Here is a 22,428-nt window from a genome sequence, read left to right on the forward strand (position 1 = left end):
CAACCGTCTCTCCGGCCCGTCTCCGCCATCTAAAGCGTCCCAACAACAACCTCAGCGCCGCCGGTGAAGGGGGTTCTAAGCATAACAAACATAAGCCGCAAGCAGAAAATTCAGAAATCTACTAAAAAACTGAAGTGACCATCTTTATACAATTAATACAATGGTTTAATAAAATTCAAACCTAAGCCAAAAGCACAATACTCTGTGTCTACTAACCGGGATCAACACCAAACACGCGTTATGCACGGGGTTACCCACAGACTCAGATTAAACTCAGGCGGAATCGGCTTGCCGTGTACGAGACAGCAGCCCTGACATCGGCAATCGCAAAACCAAAAGGCCGACAATCACCAGAAGGTAGAGCAGCGGCTCGAGCTGAAAGCCCTTGGCAAGCATGACATAATGCACACCACCCAACAGGACTGCCGGATAGACCAGCTTGTGCAACTTACGCCAGCGCGGACCCAAACGGCGCACCGACCAGTTGTTTGACGTCATAACCAAAGGCAGAAGCAGAAGAAACCCCGCCATGCCGACTGTAATATATGGACGCTTTATGATGTCGGCCCAAATCTGGCTAGGTATTTGAACGTCCAACACCAACCAGACCAGCAAATGAAGCGTGACATAAGCAAAGGTCAAAACCCCGATCGCCCGGCGGAACTTGATCAGGTTCAGGCCAAAGTGTTGACTCAAAGGCGTAACGGCCAGACCGAGGATCAGAAACTGAAGGGCCAGTTCGCCCAACTCATGCTCCAGCGCCTTGATCGGTTCGACCCCCAGGCCACCAGTGAGGGCCAAATACAGAAACCAAGGGGCAGGAAGCGCCCCAAGCACATAAATCGTCCAGACGGGGATCTTGCGCAGTATCTGATTTATTGCTTGCATCTGATCAGTAGAATTCTTTCAGGTCCATACCTTCATACAGGCTGGCCACCTCATCCTCATATCCGTTGAACATGAGCGTCGGGATGCGTTTGGAAAATAGCCCGCCACCAATCTGACGTTCCGAACTCTGCGACCAGCGCGGGTGATCCACATTCGGGTTCACGTTGCTGTAAAACCCATATTCACGTGGCGCGGACATGTTCCAACTGGTGGGCGGCTCATCTTCGGTGAGGGTGATTTTCACAATCGATTTGATGGATTTGAACCCGTATTTCCACGGCACGACCAGTCGCAAAGGTGCGCCGTTCTGGTTTGGAATCGGGCGGTCATAAATGCCCGTCGCCATGATCGTCAGCGGATGCATCGCCTCGTCCAGACGCAAACCTTCACGGTAGGGCCAGTCCAATATCGGGAATTGAGTGCCTGGCATTTCATCGGGGCGATAGGCGGTTTCGAACGCCACATATTTTGCGCCCTCCTGCACACCTGCCATGTTCAACAAATCCGCCAACTCGAACCCATTCCAGGGGATAACCATCGACCAGGCCTCGACACAGCGGAAGCGGTAGATGCGTTCCTCGATGGTCATTTCGGACAGAATGTCCTGGAACCCGTATTCGCCGGGGCGGTCAACCAGACCATCGATCTGAATGCTCCACGGCTCAGTCACCAGCATATGCGCATATTCGGCCGGATCATCTTTCCGGGTGCCAAATTCATAGAAATTATTGTAGCTGGTGATCTCTTCCCAGGTGTTTGGCTCAAGAGCCTCCTGCGCCGCCGCGGGCCGCGCCATCGCGGTCAGTCCAACACCTGCCAACCCGGCCATCAGTTGCCGCCGGTTCAGAAATGCCGCCCGAGGGGTGACATCGGCATGTGTCAAAGTGTTGGTCCAGCGATGCGCCATTTGGGTCTCCGTCCTGTATCAGCGTCATGTGTGACGTAGTGCCCTGATAGCACAGAGCCAAGGAAACAGGCGTCACGATTGAGCGAAGTCGCTGTAACGTTCACCCTTGCCCGCTCCTCCATTGCATAAGATTCAGGTCAGTTGGTCAGGTTTAGGTATAGTAAGCGAGTCGCAGTCCGATCTGCGGCGAACAACTGAGAATGCTGACAGGGAGACTTCATATGTGTGACATCTGCGTAATGAATGCCGTCAAAGACAAAATGCTGTCGCGGCGGAACTTCTTCAAAGCCGCGGCAGCCACAGGCGTGGCCGCAGCTGCAACCGGAGTTGGCGCGCCGGCAGCATTGGCCGCAGGTCATGGCGGGGTTGAGGATATGACCCATACGCTCAGCCCTGAATTCCCAACATGGGGTGGCGAGCCTGGTATCTCGACCGAACAGCCGTTTAACTTTGCAGACAATGGCTTCAATCTGCTCAATCTTACGATCAGTGAACATACCGGTACACATATAGATGCGCCGCTGCATTTCTCGGCGGATGGCACATCGGTCGACGAAATTCCGGTGAGCGATCTGGTTGCGCCTTTATGCGTGGTGGATATCGCCGCACGCGCTGCCGAGGATGCCGACACCCGCGTCACACCGGATGACCTAAAAGCCTGGATCGCCGCGAACGGAGACATTCCGGACGGCGCCTGTGTCGCCATGCATTCAGGCTGGGGCAGCAAAACGGCGACGGATGAGTTTCGGAACTTCGATGGCGCGGCACAGCACTATCCCGGCTTCCATGTCGAGGCTGCGCAGATGCTGATGGAAGACACCGGCGCGCGGTCAATCGCGGTGGATACACTGTCGCTGGATCATGGCATGTCCGCCGATTTCGCCACTCACTACGCATGGCTGCCTTCGGGCCGGTTCGGGATCGAGTGTCTGGCCAACCTTGACCGCGTCCCCGCCGCAGGCGCCACGCTTGTTATCGGCGCGCCGAAACACAAAGGCGGCACCGGAGGACCCGCGCGGATATTTGCGCTGGTTTGAGGACGACAATCAAAATACCACATCAGAGGCTCGCCTTGTCGGAGAGCCTTTGTTTCGCTGACCCACTCAGCGGCCAGTTTTGAGCTTGACCTAAAGGTACCTTGAGCAATCACAGTGCCAGTGGAAGACCAATTTCAACAGAAAGTCCTGTTCATGCACGTGCTGACCGTCATCGATCATCCAGATCCCAACTCATTTACCGCCGCCGCAGCACAGATGTTCATGGATGGGGCCAATGCAGCCGGTCACACAACTGAATTTGCTGACCTGCATGCCGAGGGCTTCGATCCGCGGTGGTCCATGGCGGACATCGAGGGGGACAATGCATCCGCGCCACTCGCCGATATTAGATCCGAGCAAGCGCGGATCTCGCGCGCGGATGCCATCTGCCTCGCGTTTCCACTTTTTTGGTGGGGGATGCCGTCGATGATGAAAGGTTGGGTTGATCGCGTCTGGTCTTGGGGTTGGGCCTATGATCAATTGGACGATCGCGAAAAGTCGCTACAACGGCCCAGATCAGGGGTCTTGCTGATACCTGCGGGGGCAAGATCCGACGAAATGGAAGACGCCGGATATCTGAACGCGATAGAGACACTTTGGACACAGGGCACCTTTGGGTATTTCGGGTTTTCGCCCCGTAAGCTGGAAATGCTATATGGATCAACAGGATCGAAACAACGTCGCGAAGCGCTACTGGAACAAAGCTATCGCGCTGGACAGACCTTACCTGCACCTCGGCAGATCAAAGCCTGATGGGCTAACAACGATACCTCAAACCCCAGTCGGGCACTAAAGGTCAGGCATTCAAAAGCGTTAGGAGCAATAAAAAAGACCCGCTTACGCAGCGGGTCCTTCTGTTGATTTAGGTTTGATCAATGCACCACTGCATCATCCGGTCTGGGCCGTTCGGATGTGCCCAGCCGATCACCGATGATCAAACCATCGGCTCCGGCTGAGACCGGGACGGTTTCGCCATCCTTGATCTCACCTGCCAGCAACGCCTCGGCCAGCGGATTCTGCAAGGCGCGCTGAATGACACGCTTCAAGGGACGCGCTCCAAAGACTGGGTCATAGCCTTCATCGGCCAGCCATTCTTTTGCGCCATCATCCAATGCCAGTTCGATCTTGCGGGCGGCCAGACGTTTCTGCAGGCGTGCCATCTGGATATCGACGATGCCATCCATGTCGGCCCGCTTGAGCCGGTCAAAGATGATCGTCTCGTCCAGACGGTTCAGGAATTCAGGCCGGAAATGCGCCCGGACCGCATCCATCACATCTCGCCGCGCCTGTGCGCTGTCCGCGCCTTCGGGCAGTTGACTGAGTGCCTGCGAGCCGAGGTTCGACGTCAGGATGATCAGCGTCTGCTTGAAATCCACGGTGCGGCCCTGACCGTCGGTCAGCACGCCATCGTCCAGAACCTGCAACAGCACGTTGAACACATCCGGGTGCGCCTTTTCGACCTCGTCAAACAGCACAACCTGATAGGGCCTGCGCCGCACGGCCTCGGTCAGCACACCGCCTTCGTCATAGCCGACATAGCCCGGAGGGGCGCCGATCAAACGGGCGACCGCGTGTTTCTCCATGAACTCGGACATGTCGATGCGCACCATCGCGTTGTCGTCGTCGAACAGGAAGTTCGCCACGGCCTTGGTCAGCTCGGTCTTACCCACACCGGTCGGGCCGAGGAACAGGAACGAACCCAACGGCCGACCCTCGTCATTCAGGCCCGCACGCGCACGACGCACGGCGTTGGCCACGGCGGTCACCGCCGCATCCTGACCAATCACGCGGGAATGCAGATCGTCTTCCATCCGCAGCAGTTTCTCGCGCTCCCCTTCCAGCATTTTCGAAGTTGGGATACCGGTCCAGCGTTCAACAACGCTGGCGATTTGTTCAGGACGCACCGTTTCCTCGGCCATCATGGCGTTGCTTTCGGCGTTTTCGGCCTCGGTCAGCTTTTTCTCAAGCTCGGGGATGACGCCATAGGACAGCTCACCGGCCTTGGCGAGGTTGCCTTCACGCTTGGCGATTTCCAGATCAGCGCGCGCCTTGTCGAGCTGTTCTTTCAAATCACGCGCGCCTGCCAGCTTGTCACGCTCGGCCTGCCACTGAGCCGTCAGCTCGGCGGATTGCTCCTGCAGATCGGCCAGATCCTTTTGCAAGGTTTCCAGACGATCCTTGGATGCAGCGTCGTCTTCGAGCTTCAACGCCTCTTCCTCGATCTGCATCTGCAGAATCTGGCGATCCAGCTGATCGAGCTCTTCCGGCTTGGAGTCCACCTCCATCCGCAACCGTGACGCCGCCTCATCAACCAGGTCGATGGCCTTGTCGGGCAGGAACCGGTCGGTGATATAGCGATGCGAGAGCGTCGCCGCAGACACCAGCGCCGAGTCCGAGATGCGCACGCCATGGTGCAGCTCGTACTTCTCTTTAATACCGCGCAGGATGCTGATCGTGTCCTCGACGGTGGGTTCAGCCACCACAACGGGCTGGAACCGGCGCGCAAGGGCTGCGTCTTTTTCGACGTATTTGCGATACTCATCCAGCGTGGTTGCGCCAATACAATGCAACTCACCCCGAGCCAGCGCAGGCTTGATCAGGTTGGCGGCATCCATCGCGCCGTCAGATTTACCGGCTCCAACCAGAGTGTGCATCTCGTCGATGAACAGGATGATTTCACCCGCGGCCTCGGTCACTTCGGTCAGAACCGCCTTGAGGCGTTCTTCGAACTCACCCCGGTATTTCGCGCCAGCGATCAGCGCACCCATGTCGAGCGCCAACAGCTTCTTGTCCTTCAGCGATTCCGGCACATCACCATTGACGATGCGCAGGGCCATGCCCTCGGCAATCGCGGTTTTACCCACGCCCGGTTCCCCGATCAGAACCGGGTTGTTCTTGGTCCGGCGCGACAGAACCTGCATCGAGCGGCGGATTTCCTCATCCCGCCCGATGATCGGGTCGATCTTGCCTTCAGCCGCCGCCTCAGTCAGATCGCGCGCGTATTTCTTGAGCGCGTCATAGCCTTCTTCCGCCGACGCGGTGTCTGCAGTGCGACCCTTGCGGATGTCGTTGATGGCTTCGTTCAATTTCTGCGCAGATACTGCCCCGGCCTCCAAAGCGTCCTTGGCTTTGGATTTCACCATGCAGAGCGCCATCAACACGCGTTCGACCGGCACAAAACTGTCACCCGCCTTGTTGGCAATCTTGGCAGCCTCGTCCAGAACCTTGGCGGTCTGGCCGTCCATGTAGATCTGGCTGGCATCGCCGCTGACCTTGGGGATCTTGCCCATTGCGGCATCCAGCGCCTCGACCACGCGGTTGGGCGCGCCGCCCGCGCGGGTGATCAGGTTGCTGGCCAGCCCCTGATCGTCATCCATCAATGCTTTGAGTATGTGTGTGGGCTCCAGCCTCTGGTGCCCCTCGCGCAGTGCAATAGTCTGCGCCGCTTGCACGAATCCACGTGCCCGCTCGGTGAACTTGTTCAAGTCCATAGCATTCTCCTTCTAAAAGCGCCCCGGTATGATGCGCCCGCTTGGCGGCACGCGTCGGTCTGGGCCTCACATTCAATCTGGGAGATATCTTTGCAGGTTCAAGAGGCTGAGCCGCAGAAATCGCTACTCTCGCTGGATTGTATAAACGGTATACCCGCCGGTTTCGGCCACCTGAACAGCCCCGGTTTCATCCACCAACGATTGCGCAGCTGCGCTGCCGGTTGGGCAGGACACAAGTTCCGCCGTGTGATCAAGAAAATCGATGGTAAACGCGGTCTCTCCGGTCAACTGGCACCAGTCATCTTCTGACCGATATCCACCCACCAGGCGCAGGTTGTCATTTGTGGGTGCAGGGGCCGCCCCGACCTCTGGCGCGGCGGGCGGGGTTTCATCACATGCCGCCAGCGCAACAAGCACACTCAGCAAAACCAGTTTCTTCATATTCTGTCCCTTACGTTGAATTCGCGTGTTCTATGCCGGACAGGTTAGCACAGAATGACACCCGGCGCGCCCGGCATCACAGATAGACAGCCGCGTCCGAAACCGTTAGGACGCAGACGTTTGCCAAAAAGGAGCGCCCAACCATGTCCGATGATCGTCTGATCGTAGCCCTTGATGTTCCGAATGCCCTGCAAGGGCTGGCCATGGCCGAACGGCTGGGCGACAGTGTGTCTTTTTACAAGATCGGGTTGGGCATGTTGACCGGTGGCGGGCTGGCTTTGGCCAATGAGCTGAAACAGGACCACGGCAAGCGCATCTTTCTGGACATGAAGCTGTTCGACATCGGCAACACCGTCGAAAACGCGGTGCGGGGGCTGGCGCAGTTCGATCTAGATTTCCTGACTGTTCATGGCGACCCGCATGTGGTGCGCGCAGCAAAGGAAGGGGCCTCGGGCAAGGACTTGAAGATTTTGGCTGTGACCATCCTAACCTCGCTGAACCGCGATGATCTGGATGCCAGCCTGCTGAAAGAGGGTGACGTGCAGGAGCTGGTCGTCGAACGTGCGGCCAAGGCATTGGAGGCCGGGGCGGATGGTGTCATCGCCAGCCCGCAAGAGGCCGCCTTGATCCGCGCCTTGCCGCAGGCCGAAGACCGCCTCATCGTCACTCCCGGCGTGCGACCTGAAGGGGCTGCCTTGGGTGATCAAAAGCGGGTTGCCACACCGGCCAGCGCAATTGGGGATGGGGCCGATCATATCGTTGTCGGGCGCCCAATCTACCAGTCAGACGACCCAAAAGCTGCCGCACAAGCTGTGCTTAACGAATTAAATTCTTTGACACGTCACTAGGCGCCTTTGGGAATCAAATCCAATTTAGCGTCACAATTCCGTTCATTAACTTGACCTTACGTCAATTCTTGGGCGCTTCGGCCGAACTCACGCTGTTGTCCAAAATACACACAGCCCACCGCAAGTTTTGGGCCTGACGGCTAGAAACTATCTAAATATTGCGATTTCGGTGAGTCTTAGGGGTGTAATACTCCCCAACGAACCATTTCTTCCTGAGGTTCGTTACCTCCCCCCGCTTAAGCGCGGGGGGTCTTCTTTTTAAAATCAAGGTGAGTCGTGAGCCCTTTGATCACCCTCAATCGGTGATATAAAGAACACCTGATCCATTCGCGGAACGCCCGAGGACACGTATGCCCGGTCTTTGCCGAGATTGCCTGACCACAGTTAATAATGAAACGCGTTGCCCCTCTTGCGGCAGCCCGCGTATCACGTCGCATCCGGAGTTGTTTGGCCTGTCTATCGCACACATGGACTGCGATGCTTTCTATGCCTCGGTCGAAAAGCGCGACAATCCGGAACTTGCGGATAAACCTGTCATCATTGGCGGGAGCAAACGGGGCGTGGTGTCGACCGCATGTTACGTGGCGCGTATCCGGGGCGTGCGTTCGGCGATGCCGATGTTCAAGGCCCTGCAACTCTGTCCCGACGCGGAGGTGATCCGCCCGCGTATGTCGGTCTATGTCCAAGTATCGCGCCAAATTCGCAAGATGATGGACGAATTGACGCCAGTTGTGGAACCTTTGTCTTTGGACGAGGCATTCATGGACCTGTCCGGCACAGAGCGCCTGCATGGCGCGCCACCCGCTGTTATGCTGGCACGACTTGTCAAACGCATGAAGGATGAACTGGGCCTGACAGGGTCTATCGGATTGAGCCACAATAAATTTCTGGCCAAGGTCGCCTCTGACCTCGACAAACCGCGCGGGTTTGCAGTGATCGGAAAAGCCGAGACAGCCGAGTTTCTGCATGACAAACCCGTGCGTTTGATCTGGGGCATCGGGCCAGCGGCGCAGGAATCGCTGGAACGCGCCGGTATTCGCAGCTTCTCCGATCTGTTGCGCTGGGATCAAGAAGCGTTGACGGCCCGGTTTGGTTCGATGGGGTATCGCCTGTGGCATCTGGCACGAGGTCAGGACAAGCGGCGCGTTTCGGCCCATGAGCCAATGAAATCGATCAGCAACGAAACTACGTTTTTTGAAGACACAGCCAGCATCGATATTCTGGACGGGCATATTTGGCGCATGGCGTTGAAAGTGTCTGACCGAGCCAAAGCGAAGGATTTGGCTGGGCGGGTCGTGACACTGAAACTCAAGAAAGCCAACCACAAGATCATAACCCGTCGGGTCTCGCTGCGCGATCCAACCCAGATCGCGGACCGGATTTACCGCACCGCGCGCGGTCTGTTTGATCAGGTCGGGGATGAGGGCCCCTATCGGCTGCTGGGTTGTGGGCTTTCAGATCTGTGCCCAGCAGATCAGGCTGACATTTCAGGCGATTTGCTCGACCCCGATGCGACACGACGATCGCAGGCCGAGCGCGCAACTGACAAAATTCGTGAACGCTTTGGCACCGACGCCATCGTCAAGGGCCGCGCCCTGCGCTGAGGTCTATTCGGCCGCTAGCCGCTGAGGTCGTGCGCCGATACTTGCAATCTCCGCAATGACCTGACGCAGTAGTTTGCTGAAAGCCATAAAGTTTGTGTTGGGGGCGATCTTGTCCTCGTCCATATAAAGCGCGCGATCAATCTCGATCTGGATGGCATGCTGCTGGCGACCAGGCCGACCATAGGTCTGAGTAACATAAGCACCAGCAAAGGGCGCGTTACGCGCCACGTTCAGACCCGCTGCAGCAAAGGCGGCTTCAATCTGATCAACGACCTGGCCAGAAGCAGACGCGCCAAATCGATCGCCCAGAACAATCTCGGGCCGAGTCCCTTGCGCTGCCCCGGCGATGGCCTCATGTGGCATCGAATGGCAATCAATCAGGATGGCCTGCCCGAACATTTCATGCGACTCGGCCAGAAGTGATTTCAGCCGCGCGTGATAAGGCCGCCAATAGGTATCTATGCGCAATCGCGCCTCATCCATGGTCAGCTTACCCCGATAAATGGCACGGCCATTGGCCACGACGCGGGGAATCACCCCCAGTCCGGACGCGACGCGCGGATTGTGCCCCTGGCGGCGCGCGCCACTGATCAAGGCGGGATCAAGCTCTTCCGCGCTGCGATTCAAATCCAGATAGGCGCGAGGCACAGCGGCCCGGATCAGCGGCGCGCCAAATTCGAAGGCCGGCGTAAACAGTTGATCTACAAAGGCATCCTCAGACGATCTAATCGCCTTCGGGCTTAGAACCGAACGGTCCAGCAGCGCCAGTGGATAGTCCCGCCCGCTATGAGGCGACGAAAACACCACACTCGAACTGCGGTTCTCCGGCATGTCCAGTATAAAGGCTGCGTTCGCCATAGCCCCTCCATTGCTGTTGCTCAACATAGACCGGAAATTTGTTCTACCAAACCCCTTGAACCCCTGAACGACTCCTTTTATAGACCCCGCTACCGGCGCGGTGATCCGCGCCCCATTTCGTTATGGGGTAGGCATCGTGACGGGAACGTGGGCGGTTAGCTCAGCGGTAGAGCACTTCGTTGACATCGAAGGGGTCACAAGTTCGATCCTTGTACCGCCCACCATCGTTTCACTGTTCCGGTTTCCGGGACCCCGAGTAACCCAGGCGCTGGCCACGTCTTTGATGAAGGCGCCGCAGATTGGAGACAGACCATGAAGGTCAAGAACTCGCTCCGCTCGCTCAAGAACCGGCACCGCGATTGCCGGATTGTGCGTCGCAAAGGCCGCGTCTATGTGATCAACAAGACGCAGCGCAAGTTCAAAGCACGCCAGGGCTAAGAACTGAACTTATAGATTTAGAAGAAACCGCGCCGTTGAGCGCGGTTTTTTTTGTTTTGAGACGCCAACTGCTGCCTGAACTATTCATCCAATCCGGTCGCCATCTGTATCTCAAAGCGCCACACTTCCAATGGGAACGCGCCTTCCGAGGTGTCCAAGCTGACAACCTGCCGCCCGGCTTTGGTCCAACCTGACTTTTCGTAGAATCGACTTGCGCGTTCGTTGCCCATTGCGCAGGCCAGCCAAGCCATTTTGTGACCGGCAGCCTTGATCCGGCTTTCGGCGTCTCTAATAAGCGCTTGAGCGACACCTGAACCCCGCGCCTGTTGTGACACGTACATCTGATAAAGCTCGTCCTCTTTTGTCATGCAGAACCCAAGCAGTTTGGAACCGTCGACAGCAATCCGGGTATCCAGAAGGTTCTCCATCGTGCGCTCGAAAAAACTATCTTTAGTACGCAGCGCACGAAGGCGGGAAGGCACGATATCAGCATGCGCGTCATGCCAGCCGGTTTCCCATATCATTGCGATCTGCAAAGCCATTTCTTTGGTGGCGTTCTCCAGGCGGTAGGTCATTTCTGAAATCTACACCCGAGGCACTGCATCAGCAAACAGCGCTCTGAGGTCTGTGCCCATCTCCTAAGAATGCCCGACAGGTAAACCAATGACCTGAAGGGTCGAACCCGCGACCATGTGACCAACTATTTTAGTCGGATTTTCTTGCATCTTACCCAGAATTGTTTAATTGACAATTTCAGTCGGATTATGATCCGCCAAGAATTTCAATGTTGGGAGACACTATGCTGAAATCCTCGACCTGTATCGCCGCAGCCATGACAGCGCTGATTGCCACCTCCGCCGCTGCAGACGGTGAACTGAACCTTTATTCCTCTCGTCACTACGACACTGATGAACGCCTCTATTCAGACTTCGAAGAAGCGACCGGCATCAAGATCAACCGCATCGAAGGCAAAGCCGACGAACTGATCGCGCGTATGGAAGCCGAAGGTGCAAACTCGCCCGCCGACATCCTGCTGACCGTTGACACATCGCGCCTGGAACGTGCCAAGAATGCCGGTGTTCTGCAATCGATTGACAGCGCAGTTCTGGAAGAGCGTATCCCGTCGAACCTGCAAGACAGCGACAACCAGTGGTTCGGCTTCTCGCAGCGTGCTCGCATCCTGTTCTATGACAAGAATGACGTCAGCGAACCGCCGCAAACCTATGCCGATCTGGCCGACCCGAAATACAAGGGTCAGATCTGCATCCGTTCCGGCACCAACGTGTACAGTCAGACCATTCTGGCCGCGATCATTGAGCACGCCGGTGCGGATGCCGCAAAAGACTGGGCCGAAGGCGTTGTCTCCAACTTCGCACGCGATCCGCAGGGCGGGGATACCGACCAGCTGCGCGGGATCGTTTCAGGTGAGTGTGACATCGCGATGTCCAACACCTACTACTTCGCCCGTGCCATTCGCAAAGACGTGGATGGTGTATCCGCCGAGCGTGACATGATCGGCTGGGTCTTCCCAGACCAGGACGGCAATGGCGCGCATATGAACCTCTCCGGTGGTGGTGTTGCAGCCAACGCTCCGAACAAGGAAAACGCCATCATGTTCCTTGAGTATCTGGCAAGCGATCAGGCGCAGCAGTACTTCTCTGCCGGTAACGACGAATATCCGGCGGTTGAAGGCGTTGCCATTTCGGCTTCGGTTTCAGAACTGGGTGACTTCAAGGGCGACGGAGTTGACCTGTCTGCCGTTGCGAAAAACGTACCAGAAGCACAGAAGATCTTTAACGAAGTCGGTTGGAAGTAAACCAACTGATCTCTGGTAGATTGCAAAGGGCGCAGATTTTCTGCGCCCTTTTTTCGTTGCTATATCTATATATTTCTGCAATTCTTCTCATTATCGAGAATATTTCTATTATATGGACAATGCTAGATTCCCTCTCAACCCGCCTGGCAACCCGACTAAGTGAGCTACGCCAAGGCCGTGGCTGGTCACTGGATCAACTGGCCCGACACAGCGGCATCAGCCGGGCAACCCTATCGCGCATGGAAAAGGGTGACGTCAGCCCCACGGCTGAAAACCTAGGCCGTTTATGCAACGCCTACGGCCTGCCCATGTCGCGCTTGCTGATGATGGTCGAAGACAGTTTCGACCCCAAGGTTCCACTTGAAAGGCAAACAGAGTGGAGCGATCCGGAAACCGGCTATACGCGCCGATCCGTCTCACCGCCGTCCACCGGCCTGAGTGGCGAAGTGCTGGAGTGCCACCTGCCACGCGACACCGTGATCCGCTATGAAGCCCCGCCAAAACCAGGTCAGGAACATCATCTGATTGTACTGGACGGAGTGATGACACTCACGGTGGATAGCACCACGCACGAGCTGAGCGGCGGGGATTGCCTGCGCTATCACCTGTCTGGCCCGACGCGATTTGAAACCACGGCAGCGCGCGGCGCGCGCTATATTCTGGTACTGATATGATCACACGACTCTCGGACGATTATTTCGATGACGCAGTCGATGACCTTTCCGATATTCTGCACGCCTGTGTCCATACCGGAGCGAGCATCGGATTCGTTCTACCCTTCTCGATGGAAGACGCGCGCAGTTATTGGCACAATCGGGTGCGGCCGGACCTGCACGCGCTGGAGCTGTTTGTAGCTTACGATGCTGGCCGTATTTTGGGTACGGTACAACTGATCCCGGCCAACATGCCAAATCAGCCGCATCGTGCCGATGTCGCCAAGCTCTTGGTTCACCCGAACGCAAGGCGGCGCGGTTTGGCGCGGGTGCTCATGGGCGCGCTTATGGACCGATCGCGCGAACTTGGCCGTACCCTCTTGGTTCTGGACACACGCAGCACCGACCCATCGAAACTGCTCTACCAGAGCATAGGTTTTCAGATTGCCGGGGAAATCCCCAACTATTGCCGCAACCCGTTTGAACCCACGCTGGAGCCCACCACCTATATGTACAAAGACCTGAGGTAGCGCACCGCGTCAGGGTCAATCAGCGCAGGCCAGGGGGCAGAAACCGATCCTGCTCACACGACGCCTGTAGGTGCGCGCATAACGCTGCATTCCTTTCATTGATTTCATTCATGAAATTCAAGTGTGCTCGCCCATAACTTTACGCAACGTTTGCGCATAACTTTGCACGATTTGCCCATAAGTTTACGTGGTTCAAAGTACACGCTCAATTGACAGTAGTTTCTGAACAAGCCCTACAACTTTTTGGTATTTTCCTTCAATCAAAGCTACACTTTGATTGGCAAATTTCAACCCTTGTTTGCAGAATGCAGTTCACTTGCACGCTTGCGATAGTTTCCAAAATAGAACTCCGACGGTGGGGGCTTGATATGCAATCGGCTGATACGTCACGTCATAGAACAAATCGGTCGAAACAGAACGCTAGACTCAGAAGCGCTAAAAGAGCGGATGCGCACCATAGACTGGTCGCAGCTTGATGGAGTCGAATGTTGGGCCAGCGACTATCAATCCGATGCGGACATGCTGCGGTGTTTGAACTATCCCCAGAAACTCGATCACTGACGTGAGTTTTGATCTTTGGCGAAGCTTCAGAGTTCGAGTCCGGAACGTAGAGCATCGAATAGTTTCACGGTCTGAGGGCCACCCCAGATAAGTTGCCTTAGTCAATTGAGCACACGTTAAGCTAGAAGGTTCCCAGAACTACGCGGAGAATCTCGGGCTGCCGCGCACTTCGACTTGACACAGTAGCCCTAACTGATTCAGCTTCGGTTCATGTCAGACACACGCATCCACTGCCATCGAATATCGGCCTGAGGTCGATAACCCACGCGAAATCCGTGGGAGGCAGCATTGGTATGCGGGCGAGGCTTATATCCTTGTAATTGCTCCAGATTAGAGTGCACGAGTCGGTTCGATTCCGACGCCTCCTACCATCCTCAGGAGGTGTCCGTCATGTCGGACGACATTACGAACGCAATTGATTTCAACCACATCAAGCAATCGGTCGAGGAGGGCCTCGGCCGCACACCCGAAGGCTGGTCCGGCTTGGCCACGGCGCTCTTCACACATGTCAAAGAATACTGCGATTTAAAGATCGCCACCTACCCCTTTGTCGTCCAGATAAAAGAAAAACTCGGTGAGCTCTGCATCTACCACAGGTGTGATGACCGACAAATCCAGTCGATGATCACCGCCACGATTGCACGAGCAAATCATAGCTGTGAACGATGCGGTAATTCTGCCGACACCCAGCTGTTGGACGGCTGGTACACGACCCTGTGCTGTTGGTGCGCGCATGATGTTGCGAGCAAACGCCACCCTGAACGGAAGACGCTTTTTGGTGTTCGGGAAAAGCCTGTTCGGGATCGAATGACCTGCTCAGTTTGTGGCTATTACGGTCAGATCGACCGAACGGATGATCGCTAACGTTGCGCTGCTTGTGTGGCGAAAGGCTGGTGAACGATGCTTAAATCGTTGTCTACGTGAACGAGAGCGAAGTCGCCCGGGCACATGCTGGAAACGTCAGCGATGACACCGATGATCTCTGCGACTACGAAGTGCGCGTGAACGAACGAGAGTTCGAGCAGCTCGGTATCGAAGAGAAAGCAGTACGCTTCGATATCTCGCAGCATAGTCGCAGGCAGACGGTGTGGGAACTGGTTGAGAAGATCGCCGCCATGTGGCTGGAGAAGACCGGTGCGCGAGAGCCCCGCACCAAGGCTGATGAGGTGACGCGTGCATTCCCGAAGCTGAAAAAGACCAAGTTTCTCGCCGGACAAGCATCGCTGTCTGATCCGATCAGCAGCGCAGAGGAGTTCGACGCGCTCGCTGCTGACGTCGAGATTGATCCACTGACCAGGGCGCTTTTGGCACTGCAAGAGGCAAGGATCGCACTTGGCCGGGCAAAACTATCTGATCCGATTTCCGCAGATGAGATCAGAGCGCGCAAGGTACATGAAGGTAGTGACAACGAATTGTTGTCGCAGATTCGGACGAGCATTCGCGAATTGGATGAGCGCATCGCTAGTGAAGTGAATGGCGAGGACTAGGGCGAGGACGAGCATACAGATCCAGCCATAGAAGCTTTCCTTGAGCTTTTGGAAAAGGACATCGCAGCAGGCAATCTTGCTGGAGACCTGGCCGAGCACGTTGAAGAGCACAGACGTCGATCAGGTTACAACGATGACCAAGACAATTGAGCCAGTTTTCTCGAAAACTGAAGATCCGAGGCTCCTGAAGACGACATTTGCGGTTCACGACAGTGAAAGCAGTGTTGTGGTCCCAATCTCGCCTGCCGATTTCGAAGGTATCGAGATCTGACAGACGAAGAAATCACGCGTGTTGTTCATGAGAAAGCTGACGCGCTGGCGTAGTTGAAGGATGAGTGATGAACCAGGTTGTTGATTGGAATGACATCCAAGCAAGCGTTCTAAAGGCACTTGGAGAGCATCGTGTAGGCTGGGCTGACCAACTCGCAATAGTGCTGGAAGATGTAAAGCGCAGTGTTTCACAACATCCCGATGTCTTTGGGCGTGAGTTGCCCGTGATCGTACAGATTAAGCAAAAACTTGGCGGATTGCGCGTCTACACACGAAATTGCAATCGAAATATCCTCGATGAGCTGGATACGCGTGTCGACGAGATTGAGAAGACGTGTGAGCGGTGCGGAAATTCTGCCGGAATCCAATGCATCCAGGGCTATCTCACGACGCTTTGTTGCCGGTGCTACAACACCTTAGAAATCCAGATTTTCCACACTCAAAGCGTTCTGTTGGATAAACTCACGGCGGGGCTCGACCACGTCGCCCATCAGCTTAGTAAACAGATCATCCGCTTCGACCATGTCATCCACGCGCACCTGCAACAGCGTTCGGGCGTCCGGGTCCAGCGTGGTTTCCCACAGCTGATCCGGGTTCATCTCTCCCAGACCCTTGTAGCGTTGCAGCGATAGACCCTTTTCGCCCTCTTCCAGAATGGCCCGCAGCAAGTCCAGCGGGCCATGGATGTCCTGACTGCGATCGCGGCGGACCAACGTGGCGGGGGTGTTATAAATCTCCTGCAGGCTTTGCGTGAAACTGCCGGTCTTGCGCGCCTCGCCCGAGCGCAGCATGGGGCCATCCAGCGTGCGAACTTCTTCCACGCCGCGCAAGATACGGGCCAGGCGGATGCCGTGATCCTGTGTGATGCGACCTTGCCAACCGCGTTCGTATTCCAGAGCGATCAGGTCAAGACGCGCGGCCACCTTGTCGGCCACACCTTGCAGGTCGGCATCGACCGCGCCTGGTACAAAGGCCCCGGCCACGGCGGCTTGCTCCAGAATGTGACGTGGGTAGTGGGTCGGAAAGGCGTCCAGCACACGTTTCAACTGACGGGCTTCGTCAACGACCCGGGTCAGGTCCTGGCCGATGATCTCTTCACCCGAACCCAGTTTCAGCACTGCGCCTTCGACGCCCTGATTGATCAGGTAATCGTCCAGCGCGGCCTGGTCTTTCAGATAAACCTCTGATTTACCACGCGAAACTTTGTAGAGCGGGGGCTGAGCGATATAGAGATACCCCCCTTCGATTAATTCTGGCATCTGCCGATAGAAGAAGGTCAACAGAAGTGTACGGATGTGTGCGCCATCGACATCCGCATCGGTCATAATGACGATCTTGTGGTAGCGCAGCTTTTCGATGTTGAACTCATCGCGACCAATGCCGGTACCTAGCGCCATCACAAGGTTACCGATCTCCTGTGACGACAGCATCCGGTCAAATCGTGCGCGCTCGACGTTCAGGATTTTACCGCGCAGGGGCAGAACCGCCTGCGTCAGGCGATCTCGGCCCGTTTGGGCGGAGCCGCCCGCCGAGTCCCCCTCGACCAGAAAAACTTCGGTCTTGGATGGGTCTTTCTCGGAACAGTCTTTCAACTTTCCGGCCAGATAATTAACATCCATCGCCGTCTTGCGGCGGGTCAGTTCGCGCGCCTTACGGGCGGCCTCACGGGCCAAAGCGGCCTCGATGATCTTGCCGACGATGCCCTTTGCCTCGTTTGGGTTTTCTTCGAACCACTCGGACAGCTTTTCGTTCATCAGACCCTCGACCGCTGGGCGCACTTCGGACGACACCAGCTTATCTTTGGTCTGGGATGAGAATTTGGGGTCAGGTACTTTCACCGACAGCACACAGGTCAGGCCTTCACGCGCATCATCGCCGGTAAAGCTGACCTTTTCCTTCTTCGCGATGCCGCTGGACTGGGCATAGTTGTTAATCGTCCGAGTTAGCGCGCCCCGGAAGCCCGCCACATGGGTGCCGCCATCGCGCTGCGGGATGTTGTTGGTGAAGGGCAGAACCGTCTCGTGATAGCTGTCATTCCACCACATAGCGATTTCGACGCCAATATCGTCGCGCTCGCCCTTGATGTAAATCGGCTCGGGCATGGCCGGAGTTTTCGACCGGTCAAGGTACTTAACGAACTCTTTGACACCGCCTTCATAGAACAGCTCGGTTTCCAACCGCTCTGCCGGGCGCTCGTCGATCAGGATGATCCGCACGCCCGAATTCAGGAAGGCCAGCTCGCGAAGACGTTTTTCCAGCGTCTCGAATGAATACTCGAGATTTGAAAACGTATTGGTCGAGGCCAGAAAGCGCACCTCGGTTCCAGTGCGATCGCCGCACTCTTCCACAACTTTCAAATGTTCTGCAGTCTCACCACCTTCAAACCGCGCCACATGCTCCTTGCCAGCGCGCCAGATGCGCAGTTCCAGCCAATCGGATAGTGCGTTCACCACCGATACACCCACACCGTGCAGACCACCCGATACCTTGTACGAGTTGCTGTCGAACTTACCGCCCGCGTGCAGCTGGGTCATGATGACCTCGGCAGCCGAAACGCCTTCTTCGGGGTGAATATCGACCGGAATACCGCGACCGTTGTCGCTGACCGAAACGCTGGAATCGGCGTGGATTTTCACGGTCACATGGTCGGCATGACCGGCCAACGCCTCGTCAATTCCGTTGTCCACGACCTCGTATACCATGTGGTGCAGACCCGAGCCATCATCCGTGTCCCCGATATACATGCCTGGGCGCTTGCGAACCGCCTCTAAGCCTTTGAGAACTTTGATGGAATCTGCGCCGTATTCCTGGGGTGCCTGTGCGTCTTCGGACATGCCGTTAGTACCTATATTATTTTGGTAACTTATACGTTTTCTGGTGGGGAATGTCACGCGATCCCCCAACATTTTGTGGTTCTGATCCGCTTTATTTGCAGATCAAAGCCGATCGAGGTCTGCTGCAATATCTTCGGCGATCTCTGCTGCGTTCACATCGTCGCGTTCGGCCGATAATCGCAGCCCTAAAAGGTCAGATTGATAGCGCAAGGCGAGGCGGTCTGGGTCATGATCAGGGGCGATTTCTCCGGCATCCTGCGCGCGGCGAAACAGGTCTGCAAAACAAGTCTTCATCGAAACCATATGAGTACGTGCCTGAGCGGCCAGATCGTGATCCTTGGCCTGCAACTCGGCAAAAGTTTTCGCCAACATGCAGGCTTTGGTCGGCAGCTCTGATGCCTCGATTACGCGACGTGGCTGCGCCTTGAGCGCGCCGAGCGGCCCCAGTTCCTCGGCCAAGGTCCTCATGCTGGCAACCCCATCCTGCGCATACCGCTCTAACGCCAGGGCGTAGAGCGTATCTTTCGACCCGAACGCCGCGTAGAAGCTGCCCGGTTTCAGCTTCAGCTCGCGCTCAAGGTCTTTCAGCGACGTTCCTGCCCAGCCGTGACGCCAAAAAATATCACGAGCCTGCGCGATTAGTGCGTCTCGGTCGTATGAGGGCTTGCGAGGCATGGTCTCACCAATTTTTGAGCGTTTGCTCAAATATATACTTGAGTGATCGCTCAAGAAACCCTAAATACGACTCATCGCGCCAGAAATCAGGAGTTTTGACATGGCCAACTTCCCGTCTCACGACCTCGAATCCGCCCCTGAAGGGTCCAAACCGTTGTTGGAGAAATCGCAAGCCGCCTTTGGCCGCCTGCCCGGTCTGCACAAGGTGATGGCGGAAAGCCCGCAGCATCTTGAGGCCTATCAGGTTCTGCACGGCCTCTTCCTGCAAACCGATTTCGACAATAATGAGAAAACCGTGATTTGGCAGACCATCAACGTTGAGAATGAGTGCCACTACTGTGTCCCCGCCCATACCGGCATCGCCAAGATGATGAAGGTCTCGGACGAAATCACCGAGGCCCTGCGCAACGAAACCCCGCTGCCGACTGCTAAGCTAGAGGCCCTGCGCACCTTCACCTTGCAAGTGATGGAAACCCGCGGCAACCCGACCGAAGAACAGCTGCAGGCGTTCTTTGACGCTGGTTATTCGCACCGCGCCGTTCTGGATGTTGTTCTGGGTCTGGCGCAGAAAACCATGTCGAACTACGTCAACCACATGGCTAAAACTCCGGTCGATCAGGTCATGCGCGGCTTCCTGTGGGAGCGCAAAGTCAACGAACCGGCCTAAGCCGACACGACCGAGCCCTCATCGCCTTCGGTAACAACCAGCGTTTGGGCCCGGTCCCCCAATTCCGCAAAGAGCTCAGGCCCGGTACCTGTCATCCAGGCCTGAGCGCCCAGCGCACAGATCTCATCATAGAGCGCCGCGCGTCGCCCGGCATCCAGATGCGCAGCCACCTCATCCAGCAACACAATCGGCGGCGCGCCAACCATCCCCGCCAGCGCCCGTGCGTTTGATAGGATCAAGGACACCAGCAGCGCTTTCTGCTCACCTGTGGAACAGTCTTTGGCCTGAACTCCTTTGGCAGCGAACACCCCGTATAGATCCGAGCGATGTGGCCCGACCAGAGTCCGCCCTGCCGCAAGATCGCGGAAACGGCTTTCGCCCAGCGCCTCGCGCAGATCATCCGCTGTCTCGGGCATCGCGCCTTCCGTTTGAATCAATTCCAAGTCGGCTGAAGGAAACGCCGTTTCGGCCTGATCCTGCGCCGCACGCAAATGATCCAATGCGGCAAGACGCGCCGCATGTATCCGATACCCTGTCTCAGCCATCTGACCTTCCAAAGCCGTGTACCAATGGGCATCCCGGACTTGATCTTTCAGCAGCCGGTTCCGCTCACGCATGGCTTTCTCATAGGTCAGCGACGCCTCGGCATGCGCGGGATCAAAGCTCAGCGCGATGCGGTCCAGAAACCGCCGCCGCCCCTCGGCTCCTTCGATCCACAGCCGATCCATCGACGGGATCAACCACACCACGCGCGCGAGCTTGCCCAGATCAATCTGACTGGAAGCCTTATCATCAATGCGAACCTGGCGCGCCGCGCCGCCTTCGGACCATGTCTCGATCTCATACCGCCCGCCCTGCGCACTCAGCAGGCCGGACAGTTTCCAGCCCAAGGCCTCGGGTCGCCGGGTCATCTCCGCCGCACTGGCCCGCCGCATCCCGCGACCGGGCGAAAACAGAGACACCGCTTCCAGAATATTGGTCTTCCCGGCCCCGTTCGGCCCATGGATGGCAACCGGACGCCCATCCAAAGACAAACGCGCCAATTTATGAGACCGAAAATGCGAGACCGTAAGCTCGGTCAGGGCCAATCCCATGACCCCTCCCTTCTTCTGTTCAAAAATACCTCCGCCGGAGGCATCGCGCGCCAGCGCGATCAGACGCGCATCGGCATAACAACATAGACCGCGCTCTGGTCATTGCCTTCGCGCATTAGGGTCGGGTCTCCCGCCGAATTGAACATGAACACCGCGTTTTCGCGATCGACCTGAGACGCGATCTCTAGCAGATATTTTGCGTTGAACCCGATCTCCAGCCGTTCATCGCCATAAGCCACGGCCAGTTCTTCCTCAGCCGCACCACTATCAGGCGCATTGACCGACAGTATCAGTTTGTCCCCGTCCAACTGTAGCTTCACCGCGCGTGACCGCTCAGACGAGACTGTCGCCACACGATCTACGGCCTGCGCAAATTCGGCGGCGTCCACCTCAAGCTTGCGGGTGTTTCCTTGCGGAATAACACGCGTGTAGTCGGGGAAGGTACCATCAATCACTTTTGAGGTCAGAGTAATATCGGGTGTTGCAAAACGGACTTTGGTTTCGCTGACTGAAACGGCGATATCCATCTCGTCATCTTCCAGCAGCTTGCGCAGCTCGCCCACTGTTTTGCGGGGCACAATCACGCCCGGCAAATCCGCAGCGCCATCGGGCAGATCCGCATCAATACGCGCCAGACGGTGGCCATCGGTGGCCACACAGCGCAGCACTTTGCCACCCTCAGCCCCATCCGCCACATGCATATAGACACCGTTCAGATAATACCGGGTCTCTTCTGTCGAAATGGCAAACTTCGATTTATCGAACAGCCGGCGCAGCAGGGCCGCCGACGCGGTAAAGTTTGACGCGTATTCCGACGAGGCCATCACCGGAAAATCTTCTTTCGGCAAGGTCGCCAGCGAGAAATTCGACCGCCCGGCCTCAACCGTCAAACGACCTGCGGCACTGTCGGCTGTCAAAGTAACCAGAGCACCATCAGGCAGTTTGCGCACAATTTCATGCAGCGTTGTCGCAGCCACCGTCGTCGCGCCGGCCTTCTCGACCTGTGCGGGGGCTTTGTCGACAACCTCGATATCCAGATCGGTGGCGCGGAATTGAACCTGATCCCCTTCGGCTTCGATCAGCACATTGGCCAGTATCGGGATCGTGTTCCGGCGTTCGACAACAGATTGGGCCTGTGAAACGGCCTTGAGAAGGGTGCCGCGTTCGATGCTGATCTTCATACCCTTAATTCCTCTGACTTGCGTGCCGAAATGGGCGGGACTGGCACGTTAGCGGTTCCACCCTGAGGCACAAGGATTTTTTACGGATTTCTGGGTTGGAAAACCCATTCGGTCAAGGGGCGCGTGCGCCGCCAAGTACAGTTCACGC

At 56.6% G+C, this 22,428-nt stretch carries 22 protein-coding genes and 2 tRNA genes; 14 read left to right on the forward strand and 10 right to left on the reverse strand.

All coding sequences use genetic code 11. The features are described 5' to 3' along the window. Positions 1-273: 273 nt before the first annotated feature. Both msrQ and msrP read right to left on the reverse strand, forming a co-directional pair. Positions 274-888: a protein-methionine-sulfoxide reductase heme-binding subunit MsrQ gene (gene msrQ / locus ABLN87_RS17220; protein WP_353012492.1), complete on the reverse strand. Its 615-nt coding sequence runs from the start codon at positions 886-888 to the stop codon at positions 274-276. Between the two features lie 4 nt (positions 889-892). Then, positions 893-1,795, reverse strand: coding sequence for a protein-methionine-sulfoxide reductase catalytic subunit MsrP (gene msrP / locus ABLN87_RS17225; protein ID WP_353012494.1), 903 nt, complete (start codon positions 1,793-1,795; stop codon positions 893-895). 221 nt (positions 1,796-2,016) lie between these two features. On the opposite strand from msrP, the gene ABLN87_RS17230 reads away from it, so the two are divergent. Both ABLN87_RS17230 and ABLN87_RS17235 read left to right on the forward strand, forming a co-directional pair. Further along, positions 2,017-2,832, forward strand: coding sequence for a cyclase family protein (locus ABLN87_RS17230; RefSeq protein WP_353012496.1), 816 nt, complete (start codon positions 2,017-2,019; stop codon positions 2,830-2,832). Positions 2,833-2,985: 153 nt separating this feature from the next. Next, positions 2,986-3,585 carry an NAD(P)H-dependent oxidoreductase gene (locus ABLN87_RS17235; RefSeq protein ID WP_353012498.1) on the forward strand — a complete coding sequence of 200 codons (600 nt, stop codon included), beginning with the start codon at positions 2,986-2,988 and terminating at the stop codon, positions 3,583-3,585. A 119-nt stretch (positions 3,586-3,704) separates the two neighbouring features. Here the strand turns inward: ABLN87_RS17235 and clpB are convergent, their stop codons facing one another. Both clpB and ABLN87_RS17245 read right to left on the reverse strand, forming a co-directional pair. After that, the gene (gene clpB, locus ABLN87_RS17240; RefSeq protein ID WP_353012500.1) at positions 3,705-6,323 is read right to left on the reverse strand and encodes an ATP-dependent chaperone ClpB; all 2,619 of its coding nucleotides are present in this window, start codon (positions 6,321-6,323) and stop codon (positions 3,705-3,707) included. Between the two features lie 123 nt (positions 6,324-6,446). Continuing rightward, a complete protein-coding gene (locus ABLN87_RS17245) occupies positions 6,447-6,764 on the reverse strand; it encodes a hypothetical protein (protein ID WP_353012502.1) in 318 nt (105 codons plus the stop codon). A gap of 143 nt (positions 6,765-6,907) precedes the next feature. On the opposite strand from ABLN87_RS17245, the gene pyrF reads away from it, so the two are divergent. Both pyrF and ABLN87_RS17255 read left to right on the forward strand, forming a co-directional pair. After that, entirely contained in the window at positions 6,908-7,612 is a 705-nt protein-coding gene (gene pyrF / locus ABLN87_RS17250) for an orotidine-5'-phosphate decarboxylase (protein ID WP_353012505.1), read from the forward strand. Positions 7,613-7,962: 350 nt separating this feature from the next. Further along, complete coding sequence (locus tag ABLN87_RS17255; RefSeq protein ID WP_353012508.1) at positions 7,963-9,216, forward strand: DNA polymerase IV; 1,254 nt, start codon at positions 7,963-7,965, stop codon at positions 9,214-9,216. A gap of 3 nt (positions 9,217-9,219) precedes the next feature. Here ABLN87_RS17255 and ABLN87_RS17260 read toward each other — a convergent pair whose 3' ends face one another. Further along, positions 9,220-10,074 carry an N-formylglutamate amidohydrolase gene (locus tag ABLN87_RS17260; protein ID WP_353012510.1) on the reverse strand — a complete coding sequence of 285 codons (855 nt, stop codon included), beginning with the start codon at positions 10,072-10,074 and terminating at the stop codon, positions 9,220-9,222. A 149-nt stretch (positions 10,075-10,223) separates the two neighbouring features. Between ABLN87_RS17260 and ABLN87_RS17265 the strand changes: the two genes are divergently transcribed. Further along, positions 10,224-10,298: transfer RNA gene (locus tag ABLN87_RS17265), tRNA-Val, on the forward strand. Positions 10,299-10,386: 88 nt separating this feature from the next. After that, positions 10,387-10,512 (forward strand): type B 50S ribosomal protein L36, encoded by a 126-nt coding sequence (gene ykgO, locus ABLN87_RS17270; RefSeq protein WP_008755722.1) that lies wholly within the window; start codon positions 10,387-10,389, stop codon positions 10,510-10,512. 80 nt (positions 10,513-10,592) lie between these two features. On the opposite strand, the gene ABLN87_RS17275 is transcribed toward ykgO, so the two are convergent. Then, complete coding sequence (locus ABLN87_RS17275) at positions 10,593-11,087, reverse strand: GNAT family N-acetyltransferase (protein WP_353012512.1); 495 nt, start codon at positions 11,085-11,087, stop codon at positions 10,593-10,595. Positions 11,088-11,311: 224 nt separating this feature from the next. On the opposite strand from ABLN87_RS17275, the gene ABLN87_RS17280 reads away from it, so the two are divergent. The 7 genes from ABLN87_RS17280 to ABLN87_RS17310 all read left to right on the forward strand — a co-directional run bounded on the left by ABLN87_RS17280 (position 11,312) and on the right by ABLN87_RS17310 (position 15,830). Beyond that, positions 11,312-12,328, forward strand: coding sequence for a Fe(3+) ABC transporter substrate-binding protein (locus tag ABLN87_RS17280; RefSeq protein ID WP_353012515.1), 1,017 nt, complete (start codon positions 11,312-11,314; stop codon positions 12,326-12,328). Between the two features lie 119 nt (positions 12,329-12,447). Beyond that, a complete protein-coding gene (locus ABLN87_RS17285; protein ID WP_353012518.1) occupies positions 12,448-13,002 on the forward strand; it encodes a helix-turn-helix domain-containing protein in 555 nt (184 codons plus the stop codon). Continuing rightward, complete coding sequence (locus tag ABLN87_RS17290; protein WP_353012520.1) at positions 12,999-13,511, forward strand: GNAT family N-acetyltransferase; 513 nt, start codon at positions 12,999-13,001, stop codon at positions 13,509-13,511. The genes ABLN87_RS17285 and ABLN87_RS17290 overlap by 4 nt, the downstream gene beginning before the upstream one ends. Before the next feature lie 838 nt (positions 13,512-14,349). Continuing rightward, positions 14,350-14,443 (forward strand) — tRNA-OTHER (locus tag ABLN87_RS17295). A gap of 19 nt (positions 14,444-14,462) precedes the next feature. Beyond that, positions 14,463-14,936, forward strand: a complete 474-nt coding sequence (locus ABLN87_RS17300) for a hypothetical protein (RefSeq protein WP_353012523.1) — start codon at positions 14,463-14,465, stop codon at positions 14,934-14,936. A gap of 56 nt (positions 14,937-14,992) precedes the next feature. Beyond that, positions 14,993-15,559 carry a hypothetical protein gene (locus ABLN87_RS17305; protein ID WP_353012526.1) on the forward strand — a complete coding sequence of 189 codons (567 nt, stop codon included), beginning with the start codon at positions 14,993-14,995 and terminating at the stop codon, positions 15,557-15,559. A 133-nt stretch (positions 15,560-15,692) separates the two neighbouring features. Beyond that, a complete protein-coding gene (locus ABLN87_RS17310; RefSeq protein ID WP_353012529.1) occupies positions 15,693-15,830 on the forward strand; it encodes a hypothetical protein in 138 nt (45 codons plus the stop codon). A 415-nt stretch (positions 15,831-16,245) separates the two neighbouring features. Here ABLN87_RS17310 and gyrB read toward each other — a convergent pair whose 3' ends face one another. Next, positions 16,246-18,663 carry a DNA topoisomerase (ATP-hydrolyzing) subunit B gene (gene gyrB / locus ABLN87_RS17315; protein WP_353012532.1) on the reverse strand — a complete coding sequence of 806 codons (2,418 nt, stop codon included), beginning with the start codon at positions 18,661-18,663 and terminating at the stop codon, positions 16,246-16,248. A gap of 102 nt (positions 18,664-18,765) precedes the next feature. After that, positions 18,766-19,338, reverse strand: a complete 573-nt coding sequence (locus ABLN87_RS17320; RefSeq protein ID WP_353012535.1) for a TetR/AcrR family transcriptional regulator — start codon at positions 19,336-19,338, stop codon at positions 18,766-18,768. 100 nt (positions 19,339-19,438) lie between these two features. On the opposite strand from ABLN87_RS17320, the gene ABLN87_RS17325 reads away from it, so the two are divergent. Then, positions 19,439-20,005 carry a carboxymuconolactone decarboxylase family protein gene (locus tag ABLN87_RS17325; protein ID WP_353012538.1) on the forward strand — a complete coding sequence of 189 codons (567 nt, stop codon included), beginning with the start codon at positions 19,439-19,441 and terminating at the stop codon, positions 20,003-20,005. Here the strand turns inward: ABLN87_RS17325 and recF are convergent. Together recF and dnaN are read right to left on the reverse strand one after the other, a co-directional pair. Further along, on the reverse strand, positions 20,002-21,099 hold the full coding sequence (gene recF, locus ABLN87_RS17330; RefSeq protein ID WP_353012541.1) for a DNA replication/repair protein RecF: 1,098 nt from the start codon (positions 21,097-21,099) through the stop codon (positions 20,002-20,004). The genes ABLN87_RS17325 and recF overlap by 4 nt on opposite strands. A 59-nt stretch (positions 21,100-21,158) precedes the next feature. Beyond that, the gene (dnaN, locus tag ABLN87_RS17335) at positions 21,159-22,280 is read right to left on the reverse strand and encodes a DNA polymerase III subunit beta (RefSeq protein ID WP_353012544.1); all 1,122 of its coding nucleotides are present in this window, start codon (positions 22,278-22,280) and stop codon (positions 21,159-21,161) included. Positions 22,281-22,428 lie beyond the last annotated feature (148 nt).

The organism is Ruegeria sp. SCP10 (assembly GCF_040329495.1).
In the GTDB taxonomy this organism is placed as follows: Bacteria; Pseudomonadota; Alphaproteobacteria; order Rhodobacterales; family Rhodobacteraceae; genus Ruegeria.